The 14,256-nt window shown below is 70.1% G+C and carries 14 protein-coding genes; 2 read left to right on the top strand and 12 right to left on the bottom strand.

What is annotated here, in order from left to right:
• Window positions 1-101: 101 nt before the first annotated feature.
• The 9 genes from JM949_RS13715 to JM949_RS13755 all read right to left on the bottom strand — a co-directional run bounded on the left by JM949_RS13715 (window position 102) and on the right by JM949_RS13755 (window position 7,958).
• On the bottom strand, window positions 102-710 hold the full coding sequence (locus JM949_RS13715) for a TIGR03086 family metal-binding protein (RefSeq protein WP_238433120.1): 609 nt from the start codon (window positions 708-710) through the stop codon (window positions 102-104).
• 334 nt (window positions 711-1,044) lie between these two features.
• Window positions 1,045-1,512 (bottom strand): metal-sulfur cluster assembly factor, encoded by a 468-nt coding sequence (locus JM949_RS13720; RefSeq protein ID WP_203148883.1) that lies wholly within the window; start codon window positions 1,510-1,512, stop codon window positions 1,045-1,047.
• Window positions 1,513-1,588: 76 nt separating this feature from the next.
• On the bottom strand, window positions 1,589-2,062 hold the full coding sequence (gene sufU / locus JM949_RS13725) for a Fe-S cluster assembly sulfur transfer protein SufU (RefSeq protein WP_203148884.1): 474 nt from the start codon (window positions 2,060-2,062) through the stop codon (window positions 1,589-1,591).
• Complete coding sequence (locus JM949_RS13730) at window positions 2,062-3,366, bottom strand: cysteine desulfurase (protein WP_203148885.1); 1,305 nt, start codon at window positions 3,364-3,366, stop codon at window positions 2,062-2,064. Before JM949_RS13730 ends, sufU begins: the two co-directional genes overlap by 1 nt.
• Before the next feature lie 20 nt (window positions 3,367-3,386).
• A complete protein-coding gene (gene sufC / locus JM949_RS13735) occupies window positions 3,387-4,160 on the bottom strand; it encodes a Fe-S cluster assembly ATPase SufC (RefSeq protein WP_007462702.1) in 774 nt (257 codons plus the stop codon).
• Window positions 4,160-4,486 carry a non-heme iron oxygenase ferredoxin subunit gene (locus JM949_RS13740; protein WP_203148886.1) on the bottom strand — a complete coding sequence of 109 codons (327 nt, stop codon included), beginning with the start codon at window positions 4,484-4,486 and terminating at the stop codon, window positions 4,160-4,162. The genes sufC and JM949_RS13740 overlap by 1 nt, the downstream gene beginning before the upstream one ends.
• Window positions 4,486-5,631: a Fe-S cluster assembly protein SufD gene (gene sufD / locus JM949_RS13745; protein WP_203148887.1), complete on the bottom strand. Its 1,146-nt coding sequence runs from the start codon at window positions 5,629-5,631 to the stop codon at window positions 4,486-4,488. The genes JM949_RS13740 and sufD overlap by 1 nt, the downstream gene beginning before the upstream one ends.
• Window positions 5,632-5,730: 99 nt before the next feature.
• Complete coding sequence (sufB, locus tag JM949_RS13750) at window positions 5,731-7,161, bottom strand: Fe-S cluster assembly protein SufB (protein ID WP_030337321.1); 1,431 nt, start codon at window positions 7,159-7,161, stop codon at window positions 5,731-5,733.
• Window positions 7,158-7,958: a helix-turn-helix transcriptional regulator gene (locus JM949_RS13755; protein WP_407664768.1), complete on the bottom strand. Its 801-nt coding sequence runs from the start codon at window positions 7,956-7,958 to the stop codon at window positions 7,158-7,160. The genes sufB and JM949_RS13755 overlap by 4 nt, the downstream gene beginning before the upstream one ends.
• Window positions 7,959-8,056: 98 nt before the next feature.
• Here JM949_RS13755 and JM949_RS13760 point away from each other — a divergent pair, with 98 nt between their 5' ends.
• The gene (locus JM949_RS13760; protein ID WP_203148888.1) at window positions 8,057-9,022 is read left to right on the top strand and encodes a COX15/CtaA family protein; all 966 of its coding nucleotides are present in this window, start codon (window positions 8,057-8,059) and stop codon (window positions 9,020-9,022) included.
• Window positions 9,023-9,323: 301 nt separating this feature from the next.
• Here the strand turns inward: JM949_RS13760 and JM949_RS13765 are convergent, their stop codons facing one another.
• From JM949_RS13765 to JM949_RS13775, 3 genes are all read right to left on the bottom strand, one after another.
• Window positions 9,324-10,244 carry an ATP-grasp domain-containing protein gene (locus JM949_RS13765; RefSeq protein WP_203148904.1) on the bottom strand — a complete coding sequence of 307 codons (921 nt, stop codon included), beginning with the start codon at window positions 10,242-10,244 and terminating at the stop codon, window positions 9,324-9,326.
• 13 nt (window positions 10,245-10,257) lie between these two features.
• Window positions 10,258-10,593 (bottom strand): hypothetical protein, encoded by a 336-nt coding sequence (locus tag JM949_RS13770; protein ID WP_203148889.1) that lies wholly within the window; start codon window positions 10,591-10,593, stop codon window positions 10,258-10,260.
• Between the two features lie 294 nt (window positions 10,594-10,887).
• Window positions 10,888-11,841, bottom strand: a complete 954-nt coding sequence (locus JM949_RS13775) for a heme o synthase (protein ID WP_203148890.1) — start codon at window positions 11,839-11,841, stop codon at window positions 10,888-10,890.
• A 263-nt stretch (window positions 11,842-12,104) separates the two neighbouring features.
• Here JM949_RS13775 and tkt point away from each other — a divergent pair, with 263 nt between their 5' ends.
• Window positions 12,105-14,243 carry a transketolase gene (tkt, locus tag JM949_RS13780; protein ID WP_203148891.1) on the top strand — a complete coding sequence of 713 codons (2,139 nt, stop codon included), beginning with the start codon at window positions 12,105-12,107 and terminating at the stop codon, window positions 14,241-14,243.
• The last annotated feature ends 13 nt before the right edge of the window (window positions 14,244-14,256 follow it).

Here is a 14,256-nt window from a genome sequence, read left to right on the forward strand (position 1 = left end):
CCCGCGCCGAGATCGTGCTCGAACCAGGATGTGGTGGCCTCGGCGACGCACCGAGGCCACCACATCGATGATCGAGCACGATCTCGGGCTCGGTCGTCCGATCACTGCTCCACCCCGGGCCACCGGGGGTCGCGGCCGAGGTAGGAGAGCAGGGCGCTGACGTCGTCGGCCTGCGCACCGGCGTCGCGCGCCGGGGCGTACGCGCCGTAGTTCCGCAACGGCTCGACGATCTGCCGGGCGACCTCCAGCAGGGGGCGGGCAAGGTCGTTGTGGAGCGGGGACGGCTGACCGGTGGCGACGGCGATGTCCCAGGCGTGCACCGCCGCGTCCAGGGCGCAGGCGACGGCACCCACCTGGGCCGGCAGTGCGCCCTGGGGCAGCGGCGTCCGCACCGGCGGGTCGTCGTCGGCTACGCCCGCCCAGGCGCGGGCGGACGCGTCAAGGGCGGCACGCAGCCCGACCAGCCTGTCACCCTCGATCCGTCCGGAGGGCGCGAACGGGTCCTCCTCCGGCCCCATCCCGCCGACGATCGCCGCCGCGAAGGCGAGCTGGTCGCCGGTCGCGTGCTGGAGCACCTGGGTGACTGTCCACCGCTCGCACGGGGTGGGCAGGTCCCAGCCGTCGGCCGGAATTCCCTCGGCGGTCGTCCGCAGCGCCTGGTGCGCCTCGTCCAGCACGATCCGCCACTGTCCGGCTGCCATCTCGCTCATGTCCCGACCCCTTCCGCCGACCTTGCCAGGCAAGCGATTCCGCTCGCCTGGGAAGCGGAACGTTCCGCTCCGTTCCACAGCCAGTATATCAGAGCGGAATGATCCGTTCCACTAACGATTCAGGCCAGTGCCGGCACGATTGATCGACTCGTTCCATGACATTCGCGGCATCCGAGCGCTGGGGACAGCCCACCATCAGGACACCCAAGTCGATCACGCTCCGCCGTCGTTCATCAGGCCGATCGTCCGGACGGTCCCCCTGTCCGCCCACGACAAATCGAGCGCGGCACCCATCCGGGCACCGCGCTCGACGAAGGTGGAACGGGACGTCGGGTCAGACGTTGAAACCGAGGGAACGGAGCTGGTCCCGACCCTCGTCGGTGATCTTGTCCGGGCCCCACGGCGGCAGCCATACCCAGTTGATCCGGATGTCGTTGACCAGGCCGCCGCCGGGGCCGGTGGTCAGCGCCTGCCGGGCCTGGTCCTCGATCACGTCGGTCAGCGGGCAGGCCGCCGAGGTGAGCGTCATGTCCAGGGTGGCGACGTTCTCGTCGTCGACGTGCACGCCGTACACCAGACCCAGGTCGACCACGTTGATGCCGAGCTCCGGGTCGACGACATCCTTCATCGCCTCCTCGATGTCGGCGATCATGGCCTTGCTGACGCCGGCGCCCTCCGCCGGGGTGGCGGCATCGCCGGCAGCCGCCGGGGCGGCAGCATCGCTGGTCACCGCACCGGCCTGCGCCACGACTGCGTCACCAGCCTCCGGCGTCGCCGCAGTAGCCGTATTCTCGCTGCTCATGCCGTCTCTCCGTTTCGCTCCGTGAAGCCATGAGGCAGCGTCACGCTGCACCACTGACTCGCTCGCTGACGCCCGCTCATGCCGTCACCTCCGGGCTCACACCCACACCGGCGCGTGCCGCGGCGTCCTTGAACGCCATCCACGGCAGCAGCGCGCACTTGACCCGGGCCGGGTAGCGGGCCACACCCGCGAACGCCACCCCGTCACCGAGCACGTCCTCGTCCGGCGTGACCTGGCCACGTCCGGACATCAACTCCACGAACGCCTCGTGCACCTCGAATGCTTCCCCGGTGCCCCGACCGCGCAGCAACTCGTGCAGCACGCTCGCCGAGGCCTGGCTGATCGAGCAGCCCATCCCGTCGTACGAGACGTCGTGCAGCACGGTGCCGTCGGTGGCCACCCGGACGGTGACCTCGTCACCGCAGGTCGGGTTGACGTGGTGGGCCTCCGCGACCCGGTCGCCCGAGTGGTCGGCGTCGCGCAGGCCACGCCCGTGCGGGCGCTTGTAGTGGTCCAGGATGATCTCCTGGTAGAGCTGGTCGAGCTGCATCAGTCGAACACCTTCCGTACCTGCTCCAGACCGGTCACCAGGGCATCGATCTCCTCGGTGGTGGTGTAGAGGTAGAACGAGGCCCGGGTCATCGCCGGAACCCCGAACCGAGTGCACACCGGCTTGGCGCAGTGGTGGCCCACCCGCACCTGCACGCCGAGCGAGTCGAGCACCTGACCCACATCGTGCGGGTGCACGTCACCCAGCGCGAACGAGATGGTGCCGCCCCGGCCCACCGGCACGCTCGGGCCGAAGATCCGCAGGTCCGGCACCGAGCCGAGAGCCTCCAGCGCGTACGCCGTCAGCTCCTTCTCGTGCCACTGGATGGCGCGCATCCCGACGCCGGTCAGGTAGTCGACCGCCGCGCCGAGCGCGACCGCCTCGGCGATCGGCGGGGTGCCCGCCTCGAAGCGGGCCGGCGGCGCGGCGAACGTCGAACGGGCCATGGTGACCGTTTCGATCATCGAGCCACCGCCCATCACCGGCGGCATGGCCGCCAGCAGGTCGCCCCGCCCCCAGAGCACGCCGATCCCGGTCGGGCCACACATCTTGTGCCCGGTGAAGACGATGTAGTCGGCGTCCAGGTCGACCACGTCGATGGGCAGGTGCGGCACCGACTGCGAGCAGTCCAGCAGCAGCAGCGCGCCCACCTCACGGACCCGCGCGGTGATCCGGGCGGTGGCATTGATCGTGCCGAGGATGTTGGAGGTGTGCACCAACGAGACGATCTTCGTCCGTTCGGTGACCAGGTCCGCCAGCCCCGACTCGTCCAGCCGGCCCTGGTCGGTGACCGGGAACCAGCGCAGCGTCGCACCGGTCCGCTCGCAGAGCAGCTGCCACGGGACGATGTTCGAGTGGTGCTCCATCTCGGAGATCACCACCTCGTCGCCGGGGCCCAGCCGGAACCGGGGGTCGGCGTCCGGACGCAGCGACGCGTTGGAGAAGGCGTACGCCACGATGTTGATCGCCTCGGTGGAGTTCTTCGTGAACACCACCTCGTCCGGGCTCGGCGCGTTGATGAACGCGGCGACCTTCGCCCGCGCCCCCTCGTACGCCTCGGTGGCCTCGGTGCCCAGGGTGTGCACCGAGCGCGACACGTTGGCGTTGTGCCGCGCGTAGTGCTCGTCGAGCACGTCGAGCACCTGGCGGGGTTTGTGCGAGGTGTTGGCGCTGTCGAGGTAGACCAGCGGGTGCCCGTTGATCTCCCGATTCAGGATCGGGAAGTCGGCCCGCACCCGGGCCACGTCGAAACGCGGCACGTCGTCGTACTGCGGCATCCCCTCGGGGATCGCGATGCTGGTCATCTCGGCAGCGCCTCTCCCGCTCAGGCCTTGGCCGTGCCGGCCCCGGCGGCGTACCGCTCGTAGCCCTCGGCCTCGAGCTTGTCGGCCAGCTCCGGGCCGCCCTGCTCGACGATCCGGCCGGCCACGAAGACGTGCACGAAGTCCGGCTTGATGTAGCGCAGGATCCGGGTGTAGTGGGTGATCAGCAGCACGCCGGTGTCGCCGGTGTCACGGACCCGGTTGACGCCCTCGCTGACCACGCGCAGCGCGTCCACGTCGAGGCCGGAGTCGGTCTCGTCCAGGATCGCGATCTTCGGCTTGAGCAGCTCCAGCTGGACGATCTCGTGCCGCTTCTTCTCGCCACCGGAGAAGCCCTCGTTGACGTTGCGCTGGGCGAACGCCGGGTCCATCTGGAGGCGCTCCATCGCGCCGCGCAGCTCGCCGCCCCAGGTGCGCAGCTTCGGCGCCTCGCCGTCGATGGCGGTCTTCGCGGTGCGCAGGAAGTTCGCCACCGAGACGCCGGGCACCTCGACCGGGTACTGCATGGCCAGGAAGAGGCCGGCGCGGGCGCGCTCGTCGACCGTCATGGCCAGCACGTCCTCGCCGTCCAGGGTCACCGTGCCACCGGTGATCTCGTACTTGGGGTGACCGGCGATCGAGTACGCCAGGGTGGACTTGCCGGAGCCGTTCGGGCCCATGATCGCGTGGGTCTCACCGGACTTCACGGTCAGGTCGACGCCGGCCAGGATCGGCTTGAGCTCACCCTCGGGCAGCTTGACCGACACCTTCAGGTCGCGAATCTCCAGGGTGCTCATTATCGGGTCACTCCATTACTCGGCGTCAGGCTGAGGTAGATGTCGCCGTCGCGGACTTCGACGGGGTAGACGGGGACGGGTTCGGTGGCGGGCAGCCCGGTCGGCTCGCCGGTGCGCAGGTCGAAGCGCGAGCCGTGCAGCCAGCACTCGAGCGTGCAGCCGTCGACCTCACCCTCGGAGAGCGCGACCGAGGCGTGCGAGCACTCGTCGTAGGCGGCGTAGAAGACGCCGTCCTCGCCGTGCACCAGGGCGATCCGGGTGCCGTCGACGTCCGCGCTGATCGCGGTGCCCTTCGGTATGTCCTCGGCGGAGCAGATCCGGATCATCAGGCACCCGCCTTGGTCAATCGGGCCTCGATCGCGTCGCCGAGGCGCTCCCGCAGCGACTCCACCGGGATCTTGTTGATCAGCTCGGCGAAGAAGCCACGGACCACCAGACGCCGGGCCTCACCCTCCGGAATGCCCCGGGCCATCAGGTAGAACAGCTGCTCGTCGTCGAAGCGACCGGTCGCGCTGGCGTGACCGGCGCCGGCGATCTCGCCGGTCTCGATCTCCAGATTGGGTACGGAGTCCGCCCGCGCGCCGTCGGTGAGCAGCAGATTCCGGTTGATCTCGTACGTGTCGGTGCCGGTCGCCTCGGCCTGGATCAGCACGTCACCCACCCAGACGGTGTGCGCGTCAGCGCCCTGCAGGGCGCCCCGGTAGCCCACGTAGCTGCGGCAGTCCGGCACGTTGTGGTCGACCAACTGCCGGTGCTCCAGGTGCTGGCCCGAGTCGGCGAAGTAGACGCCGTACAGCTCGGCCTCGCCACCGCGACCGGTGTATTCCACGCTGGTGAACTGCCGGACCAGGTCACCGCCGAGGGAGACCTGGATGTGGATGACCTTGGCGTCCCGACCCAGCTTGATCTTCAAGTGCTGTGCCTGGACCGCGTCGTCGGCCCAGTCGGCGATCGTGACCAGGGTGAGCTTCGCACCGTCGGCCACCGCGACCTCGACGTTGTCGGCCAGGATGGCCGACCCGACGTGCTCCACTACCAGCGTCGCCTCGGCGAACCGACCCACCTCGACGAAGGTGTGCCCGAACGCCGGCTGCTCGGCACTCGTGCCGACGACCCGCAGTCGCACCGGCTCGCCGAGCACCACGTCGGGGGCCACCCGCACCAGCAGGGCGTCGGCGGCGGCGCCGTACGCCAACGCGCTGACCCGGTCGACCGGGGTCAGCACGCTGCCGACCCGATCGTCGTCACGGCCGACGCGGGTGATGGCGACGCCCTCGGGCAGGTCGCCGTACTCGTGTCGGACCGCGCCGGTAGCGGCCGGCGCCTCACTAGTCAGGCCGCGGAGGCGCTTGAGCGGGGTGAAACGCCACTCCTCCTCCAGGCCGGTGAGGGCCGGGAAATCGGCGACGTCGTACGAGCGCAGCGCCTGCGACTTGGTGCTGGGCGGCGGTGCGGAAGCCTGGGTAGTCATTTCTTCCTTGGTCTGTCTGTTCCGTGACGACGAGATTGGCCGGAGAGTGGGCCAGGGTTCGCGTGGCCCGGCCCGACGGGTCGGGCCACGCGGGCGGGGTCAGCCGACCGCGCCCTCCATCTGAAGCTCGATCAGGCGGTTGAGCTCCAGGGCGTACTCCATCGGGAGCTCCTTGGCGATCGGCTCGATGAAGCCGCGCACGATCATGGCCATCGCCTCGTCCTCGCTCAGGCCCCGGCTCATCAGGTAGAAGAGCTGGTCGTCGCTGATCTTGGAGACGGTCGCCTCGTGCCCCATCGACACGTCGTCCTCACGGATGTCGACGTACGGGTAGGTGTCCGAGCGGGAGATGGTGTCGACCAGCAGCGCGTCGCACTTGACCGTGCTCCGGCTGTGGTGCGAACCCTCCAACACCTGCACCAGACCCCGGTACGAGGTGCGGCCGCCGCCCCGGGCGATCGACTTCGACACGATGGTCGAGGAGGTGTGCGGCGCGGCGTGCACCATCTTGGCGCCGGCGTCCTGGTGCTGACCCTCGCCGGCCATCGCCACCGAGAGCACCTCGCCCTTGGCGTGCTCGCCGGTCATGTAGACCGCCGGGTACTTCATGGTCACCTTGGAGCCGATGTTGCCGTCGACCCACTCCATGGTCGCGCCCTCGTGGCAGACGGCGCGCTTGGTGACCAGGTTGTAGACGTTGTTCGACCAGTTCTGGATGGTCGTGTAGCGGCAGCGCGCGTTCTTCTTGACGATGATCTCCACGACCGCGCTGTGCAGCGAGTCGGAGGAGTAGAGCGGCGCGGTGCAGCCCTCGACGTAGTGCACGTACGCGCCCTCGTCGACGATGATCAGCGTCCGCTCGAACTGGCCCATGTTCTCCGTGTTGATCCGGAAGTAGGCCTGCAGCGGGATCTCGACGTGCACACCCTTCGGCACGTAGATGAACGAGCCGCCGGACCACACCGAGGTGTTCAGGGCGGCGAACTTGTTGTCGCCGACCGGGATCACCGTGCCGAAGTACTCCTTGAAGACGTCCTCGTGCTCGCGCAGCGCGGTGTCGGTGTCCAGGAAGAGGACGCCCTGCTCCTCAAGGTCCTCGCGGATCTTGTGGTAGACGACCTCCGACTCGTACTGCGCCGCGACACCGGCGACCAGCCGCTGCTTCTCCGCCTCCGGGATGCCCAGCCGGTCGTAGGTGTTCTTGATGTCCTCGGGCAGGTCCTCCCAGCTGGTGGCCTGCTTCTCGGTGGACCGCACGAAGTACTTGATGTTGTCGAAGTCGATCCCGGTGAGGTCCGCGCCCCAGGCCGGCATCGGCTTGCGGCCGAACAGCCGCAGGCCCTTCAGCCGCAGGTCGAGCATCCACTCCGGTTCGTTCTTCTTGGCCGAGATGTCCCGCACCACCGCCTCGTTGATGCCGCGCTGGGCGACCGCCCCGGCGGCGTCCGGGTCGGACCAGCCGTACTCGTACCGGCCCAGGGCGGCGAGCTGCTCTTCCTGGGTCAGGGGCTGGACGATCTGCTCGGTCATCTATCTGTCCTCACAGTGGTGACGGGATTACCGGATTGAGCGCGGCCCGGCTGGGTCGGGATGTGCGTGGTGCACACCCCGTCGCCGTGTGCGATGGTGGCCAGACGCTGCACGTGGGTGCCGACCAGACGGGAGATCACCGCGGTCTCGGCCTCGCACAGCTGGGGAAACTCGGCGGCCACGTGCGCCACCGGGCAGTGGTGCTGGCAGAGCTGGCCGCCGGAGGCGATCGTGGACGCGTTAGCAGCGTAACCCTCGGCGGTGAGCGCCGAGGCGAGTGCCTCGGCTCGGGCGAGCGGGTCGTCGCCGGCGTCCTCCATGGCGGTCCGGCAGCGGGACTCCAGCGCGGACACCTGCTCGGCGGCGAAGGCATGCACCGCGTCCGAACCGCCGCTGCGGGCGATCCAGCGCAACGCGGCGGTGGCCATGTTGTCGTAGTGGTGTGTGCCACAGCGGCCCCGGGCGGCCTCGGTCAGCAGGAAAACCTTGGCCGGGCGCCCCCGACCACGGCTGCCCCGCACGGCCTGCTCCCGGGCGTAGACGTCGCCGTCGGCGAGCATCGCGTCCAGGTGCCGGCGGATCGCCGCCGGGCTGAGCCCGAGGGCCGCGCCAAGCTGCGCGGCGGTGGTCGCACCCCGCTCCAGCAGCAACTGGGTGACCCGGTCCCGGGTGGAGATCTCGGTCGCCGCCGACCCGGCAAGAGCGCTCGGCGTGGTCACGACGGGCGCGGACACGGACGCACCGAAGGCCGGTTCGGCCGTCGGTTGGTGCCCGGAGAGCGCCGCCGCGTTTTTCACAACGCCAACGTTACGTAATTACCCGGAGGGTGGCAAACCTGGGTTCCGGTGATCCGAACCACCGGGACGACCGAGTCGGACGAACCTCGATCACTACGGTGCGTAGGATTTGCGCCGTGAACCGAATCGTCCGTCCGGTCTCCGGCACCCTGCTGCGCCGCCTCGCCCTCGCCTCGATCATCGCGAACGTGGGCATCGTCGTCACCGGCGGGGCCGTCCGGCTGACCGCCTCGGGCCTCGGTTGCCCCACCTGGCCCCGGTGCACCGACGACTCGTACGTCACCACGCCCGAGATGGGCATCTACGGGGTGATCGAGTTCGGCAACCGGATGCTCACCTTCGCGGTGGGCCTGATCGCGCTGGCCACCGTCCTGGCCGTGCTGGCCCACCGGCCGCGCCGCCCCGGGCTCCTCGCGCTGGCCGTCGCGGTCTTCCTGGGCATCCCCGCCCAGGCGGTGGTCGGCGGCATCACCGTGCTCACCAACCTCAACCCGTGGGTGGTCGGCCTGCACTTCCTCGCCTCGATGGCGGTGATCGCCGCCGCGTACGCCCTCTGGCGCCGCATCAGCGACCCGGACGGCCCGACCGTGGCCGTGGTGCCCACCCCGCTGCGGGCGCTGGCCCGGATCACCACCGGCGTCACCCTCGCGGTGCTCGTCGTCGGCACCTGGGTCACCGGCAGCGGCCCGCACGCCGGCGACCACGGCGCGGCCCGCAACGGGCTGGACCCGGAGGCCATCTCCCAGGTGCACGCCGACGTGGTCTTCCTGCTGGTCGGCCTCTCGGTGGCGTTGATCTTCGCGTTCCGCGCCGTCGACGCGCGGCGGGCCACCCGTGCGGCGATCGTCCTGGTCGCCGTCGAGCTGAGTCAGGGTGTGATCGGCTTCGTGCAGTACTTCACCCACGTGCCGGCGCTCCTGGTCGGCGCGCACATGCTCGGCTCCTGCCTGGTGCTGCTGGCCGCCCTGTCGATGCAGTGGTCCACCCGGGAACGCCGCCCGGTCACCCCGGCTGCCCAGGGCGTCCCGGCCGAGGCCGCCGCCCCGGTCCCGGTCACCGCCTGACACCCGCGCCGTCGCGCCTTCACGCTTCACACCCCCGCGCCCCCCGCGGGCCGCCCGCGCCAAGATCGTGCTCGAACCAGGAAGTAGTGGCCTCACCAACGGGCCGACACCACTACAACAATGAACCAGCACGATCTTGGGGGCCAGGATCCCCCCACGGCGCTCCCGCACCAGACCCGCCACGGCGCTCCGCACCACCGGCCCAAGATCCGCGCAACATCGGGAAAGTGCTGGCTCACCGCGCGCTGAGGCCGCAACTTCAGCGAAGTCGCGCGGATCCCGCGCGCGGCGGCGGGGTGGATCAGCTGTGGCGGGCCAGGTGGGTGGTGATCGCGTCAGCGAGCCGGTCCGGGGCCCCGTCGGCGTGCCCGATGAAGAGTGACGGCTCGGTCAGCTCCAGCTCGACCAGGACCGGCTCGCCGTCCGGGCCGGGGATGAGGTCGACCCGGGCGTAGAGGAGCTGCCGCGTGCCGCCGGGGATCGCGGCGAGGGTCTTCTCGGCCACCGCTAGCTGTTCGGGTCGGGCGGTACGGGAGGTGATCTCCTCAGCCTTGTAGAGCCCGTCCGGGCCGAGGTCCGGGCCGGTCAGCATCGGGCCCTTGCGGATCGCGTGGCTGAACGCGAGCCCATCCGGGCCGGCCAGGAAGAGCAGCGCTGTCTCGCCCTCGGTGTCGACGGCACCCAGGTACGGCTGGACCATGGTCACCCGGCCGGCGTCGGAGAGCCGGCGGACGTGCGCGGCGGCGAGATTCCGGTGCTCCGGGTCGGCCAGGTCGTACCGGCCGGTGTCCTGGCTGCCGGCGCTGACGGCGGGCTTGAGGACGTACTCGCCGGTCTCGGCGGGTGGCTGCCAGCCCTCCCCCGGCTCGACCCACGACGTCGGTACGGTCGGCACCCCGGCGGCGCTCAGCTCGGCGAGATAGCGCTTGTCGGTGTTCCAGCGAACCACCTCGGCCGGGTTGACCAGCCCTGGGACGGTTGCCGCCCAGACGACGAACTCGTCGCGGCGCAACGCGTAGTCCCATGGTGAGCGGAGCACGACCAGGTCGTAGGAGGACCAGTCGACGCCGGGGTCGTCCCACACCGCGGGCTCGACGGTGATGCCGCGGGCGGCGAGTGGGGGAAGGACCAGCCGGTCGTCCGGGTCGAGGTCGGCCAGGTCGGCACAGGTGACGAGAGCGACCCGGGGTTCCCCCGGGTCGACTGGTGATGGATGGTCAATTCAGCTGTCTATCTCAACGGGCCATCGTGCGCCGGGCCATCGACCGCCAGAGGTCGTTGCTCGGACGCATCTGGTCCATCAGTTCACGCTCCCAGGCGTTCTCGACGGTGACTCCCGCCTTGGCGCACGCCTCCCGTGCCGTGACGGTGTCGTCGGCGAACTGGTCGCCCCACTCCCCGTCAGCGCCCACCAGGACGATTCGCGCGCCACGCTTGCCGACGTACTCGATGACCGCCTTCGCGCCGCCGTGACCGGCGGCGAACGCCTTGAGGCCCGCGACCAGGCCGTGGGGCGCCTGCTCGCCGGCGGTCTGCTCGGCCGTCAGCGTCGTATCGGAACCATCTGCCATGACGCGAAGCCTAAGCAGAGTTGCACCCCGTCGCGCGAGAACCATGAACCTTTTGTGATGCCAATTACCTACAGGTTTAAGGCGAACCACAGGTCCGGTGACCGGTTTATCCCGACTTATAGCGACAAAAACCCTTGGGAAACCAGCCCTCAGCCGGCGCAGGTTGAGTCAATCCGACTCATGCTCAAAGTTACTCTGATGTGACGTTAAACCGGACAACCCATCCACGAACATGATTAGTCCTGAGTTATCAACACGCTCACCGGCGGTGGGTGCCGCCGCGGGCAGCGCGGATCAGATCAACGCGTCGAGCGCGACGGCCAGGAAGACGATCGTCAGGTACGTCGTCGACCAGTGGAACAGCCGCATCGGCTTGACCGCCTCGCCGCGCGTCGCGCGTCGGCAGAGCCGGTGTGCCTCGACCACGAAGATGGCGCCCACCACCAGGGTCGGCACCCCGTAGATCGCGCCGAGCCCCAGCGGCCAGACAGCCAGGGAGGTCAGCACGGTGAGCCACGCGAAGATCAGGATCTCGGCGTTCACCCGGCGGACCGAGGCCACCACCGGCAGCATCGGGATGCCGGCGCGCGCGTAGTCGTCCTTGTACTTCATGGCGAGCGGATAGAAGTGCGGCATCTGCCAGAAGAACACCACCGCGAAGAGCCCCCACGCGGCCGGCGCCAACGAGCCGGTGACCGCCGCCCACCCGATCAGCACCGGAGCCGCCCCGCAGGCCCCGCCCCAGAAGGTGTTCGCCGGGGTGGACCGCTTGAGCCACAGGGTGTAGACGAGGTCGTAGTAGGCGATCGCGGCGAGGGTGAGGCCGGCGGCCAGCAGGTTGGTGAACGCCGCCATCAGCACCACCGACACCGCCGCCAGCACCAGGCCGAAGATCAGTGCGCTGCGCGGTGACACCGTGTGCGCCGGCAGCGGCCGCCGCTTGGTCCGCCGCATCAGCTGGTCGATGTCCCGGTCGATGTAGCAGTTGAGCACGCTGGCCGCGCCGGCGGCGAGCGAGCCGCCGATGAGCACGATCGCCATCAGCCACAGCGAGGGCAGCCCACCCTCGGCGAGCATCATCGCCGGAATGGTGGTGACCAGCAGCAGTTCGACGATCCGTGGCTTGGTGAGCGTCACGTACGCCGAGATGACCGCGCGTACGTCCCGCCGGGCCACCGGGCCCTCGGCCGCCCGGGCCGGACGCTGCCCGGCCGGGCTGCTCACGGGGCGCTCGGTGATCATGCTCACGGATTGCCACCTTCCGGCATCGGCACGGGGAGATTGGTTCGGCCGGCCCGCTCGGGTCCGCATACCGACCCACACACTACGCGTTGTCGTTTTGGCTGCCCGGCCGACCCGACAACGGTGCGGGCCGTCACACCACCGGGTTGAACCGAGCAGCGGATCGTCACGTAGCGCACACCATGCTGAGATCCCCGGGCGCACGTTTAGGCGCGCTCGATAAGGTCATCGGTGAGGGTTCCGCCCATCTGCCGAGGAGCACAACCATCGTGGCTGCCAAACGACCCGAGCACTCCGCATTGAACTGGTCCGACCTCGATCGCCGGGCCGTCGACACCGTCCGCGTGCTGGCCATGGACGCCGTGGAGAAATCCGGCAACGGCCATCCGGGCACCGCGATGAGCCTCGCGCCCGCGGCGTACCTCCTCTTCAACCGCGTCATGCGGCACAACCCGGCCGACCCGAACTGGCCCGGTCGGGACCGCTTCGTCCTCTCCGCCGGGCACTCCAGCCTGACGCTCTACATCCAGCTCTTCCTCTCCGGTTATCCGCTGAGCCTGGCCGACCTGAAGTCGTTGCGGCAGTGGGGCTCGCAGACGCCGGGGCACCCGGAGCACGGGCACACGCCGGGCGTGGAGACCACCACCGGCCCGCTCGGGCAGGGCCTCGGCAACGCGGTCGGCATGGCCATGGCGGCCCGCCGCGAGCGCGGCCTGTTCGACCCGGAGGCCGAGCCGGGAGCGTCGGTCTTCGACCACGACATCTGGTGCATCGTCTCCGACGGCGACATCGAGGAGGGCATCAGCCACGAGGCCAGCGCCCTCGCCGGGCACCAGCAGCTGGGCAACCTCACGGTGATCTACGACGACAACGAGATCTCCATCGAGGACGACACCCGGATCGCCAAGAGCGAGGACGTGGCCGCCCGCTACGAGGCGTACGGCTGGCACGTGCAGACGGTGGACTGGCGCAGCGGCGACGCCGACCAGGGCGACTACCACGAGGACGCCGAGGCGCTGTACGCCGCGCTGCTGGCCGCCCGGGCGGAGACCGGCCGTCCCTCCTTCATCGCGCTGCGCACCATCATCGGCTGGCCCGCGCCGAACAAGCAGAACACCGGCAAGATCCACGGCTCGGCGCTCGGCGCCGACGAGGTGAAGGCCACCAAGCGGATCCTCGACTTCGACCCGGAGCAGACCTTCCAGGTTGACGAGAACGTGCTCGGCCACGCGCGCACGGTGATGGGCCGCGGCTCGGCCGCCCAGCAGGAGTGGACCACCGCCTTCGACGCCTGGAAGACGGCCAACCCGGAGCGCGCCGCGCTCTACGCGCGGATCGCCGGCCGGGTGCTCCCCGACGGCTGGGCCGAGGCGCTGCCGGTCTTCCCCGCCGACGCCAAGGGGGTGGCCACCCGGGCCGCCTCCGGCAAGGTGCTGGAGGCTCTCGCGCCGGTGCTGCCGGAGCTGTGGGGTGGCTCGGCCGACCTGGCGGAGAGCAACAACACCACGATGAAGGGCGAGCCGTCGTTCATCCCGGCCGCGCACGCCACCAAGGACTTCCCCGGCCACGAGTACGGCCGCACGCTGCACTTCGGCATCCGTGAGCACGCCATGGGCGCGATCCTCAACGGCATCGCCCTGCACGGCGGCACCCGCCCGTACGGTGGCACCTTCCTGGTGTTCAGTGACTACATGCGCCCGTCGGTGCGGCTGGCCGCGCTGATGAAGCTGCCGGTGACCTACGTCTGGACGCACGACTCGATCGGTCTCGGCGAGGACGGCCCGACCCACCAGCCGGTGGAGCAGCTGACCGCGCTGCGGGCCATCCCGGGTCTGGACGTGGTCCGCCCGGCGGACGCCAACGAGACGGCCTGGGCCTGGCGGCAGGCGCTGGAGCACACCGACCGGCCCACCGCGTTGGCGCTGAGCCGGCAGCCGCTGCCGACCCTGGACCGCGACGTCCTCGGCGGCGCGGAGGGGGTGGCCAAGGGCGGCTACGTGCTGGCCGAGGCGTCCAACGGCAAGCCCCAGGTGATCATCATCGGCACCGGTTCCGAGGTGCAGCTCTGCCTGACCGCGCGGGACCGGCTGGAGGCCGACGGCACCCCGACCCGGGTGGTCTCGATGCCCTGCCAGGAGTGGTTCTACGAGCAGGATGAGGCATACCGGGAGTCGGTGCTCCCGCGCGGGGTAAAGGCACGGGTGAGCGTGGAGGCGGGCATCGCGATGTCCTGGCGCGGCGTCGTCGGTGACCTCGGCGAGAGCGTCAGCCTGGAGCACTACGGAGCGAGCGCCCCGCACACCGTGCTCTTCGAGCAGTTCGGGTTCACCCCCGACCGGATCGTGGCGGCGGCACACGCCTCGCTGGCCCGGGTGGGCGACATCACCGGTTTCACGACCGGCAACTGAGGGAGCGTGGACG

It is taken from the genome of Micromonospora tarensis (genome assembly GCF_016803395.1).
Classification (GTDB): domain Bacteria; phylum Actinomycetota; class Actinomycetes; order Mycobacteriales; family Micromonosporaceae; genus Micromonospora; species Micromonospora tarensis.

Bases quoted from the DNA above. Each gene is read 5' to 3' on its own strand.
- JM949_RS13715 (WP_238433120.1), bottom strand. From the start codon at position 710: ATGAGCGAGATGGCAGCCGGACAGTGGCGGATCGTGCTGGACGAGGCG.
- JM949_RS13720 (WP_203148883.1), bottom strand. From the start codon at position 1,512: ATGAGCAGCGAGAATACGGCTACTGCGGCGACGCCGGAGGCTGGTGAC.
- sufU (WP_203148884.1), bottom strand. From the start codon at position 2,062: ATGCAGCTCGACCAGCTCTACCAGGAGATCATCCTGGACCACTACAAG.
- JM949_RS13730 (WP_203148885.1), bottom strand. From the start codon at position 3,366: ATGACCAGCATCGCGATCCCCGAGGGGATGCCGCAGTACGACGACGTG.
- sufC (WP_007462702.1), bottom strand. From the start codon at position 4,160: ATGAGCACCCTGGAGATTCGCGACCTGAAGGTGTCGGTCAAGCTGCCC.
- JM949_RS13740 (WP_203148886.1), bottom strand. From the start codon at position 4,486: ATGATCCGGATCTGCTCCGCCGAGGACATACCGAAGGGCACCGCGATC.
- sufD (WP_203148887.1), bottom strand. From the start codon at position 5,631: ATGACTACCCAGGCTTCCGCACCGCCGCCCAGCACCAAGTCGCAGGCG.
- sufB (WP_030337321.1), bottom strand. From the start codon at position 7,161: ATGACCGAGCAGATCGTCCAGCCCCTGACCCAGGAAGAGCAGCTCGCC.
- JM949_RS13770 (WP_203148889.1), bottom strand. From the start codon at position 10,593: ATGGCAGATGGTTCCGATACGACGCTGACGGCCGAGCAGACCGCCGGC.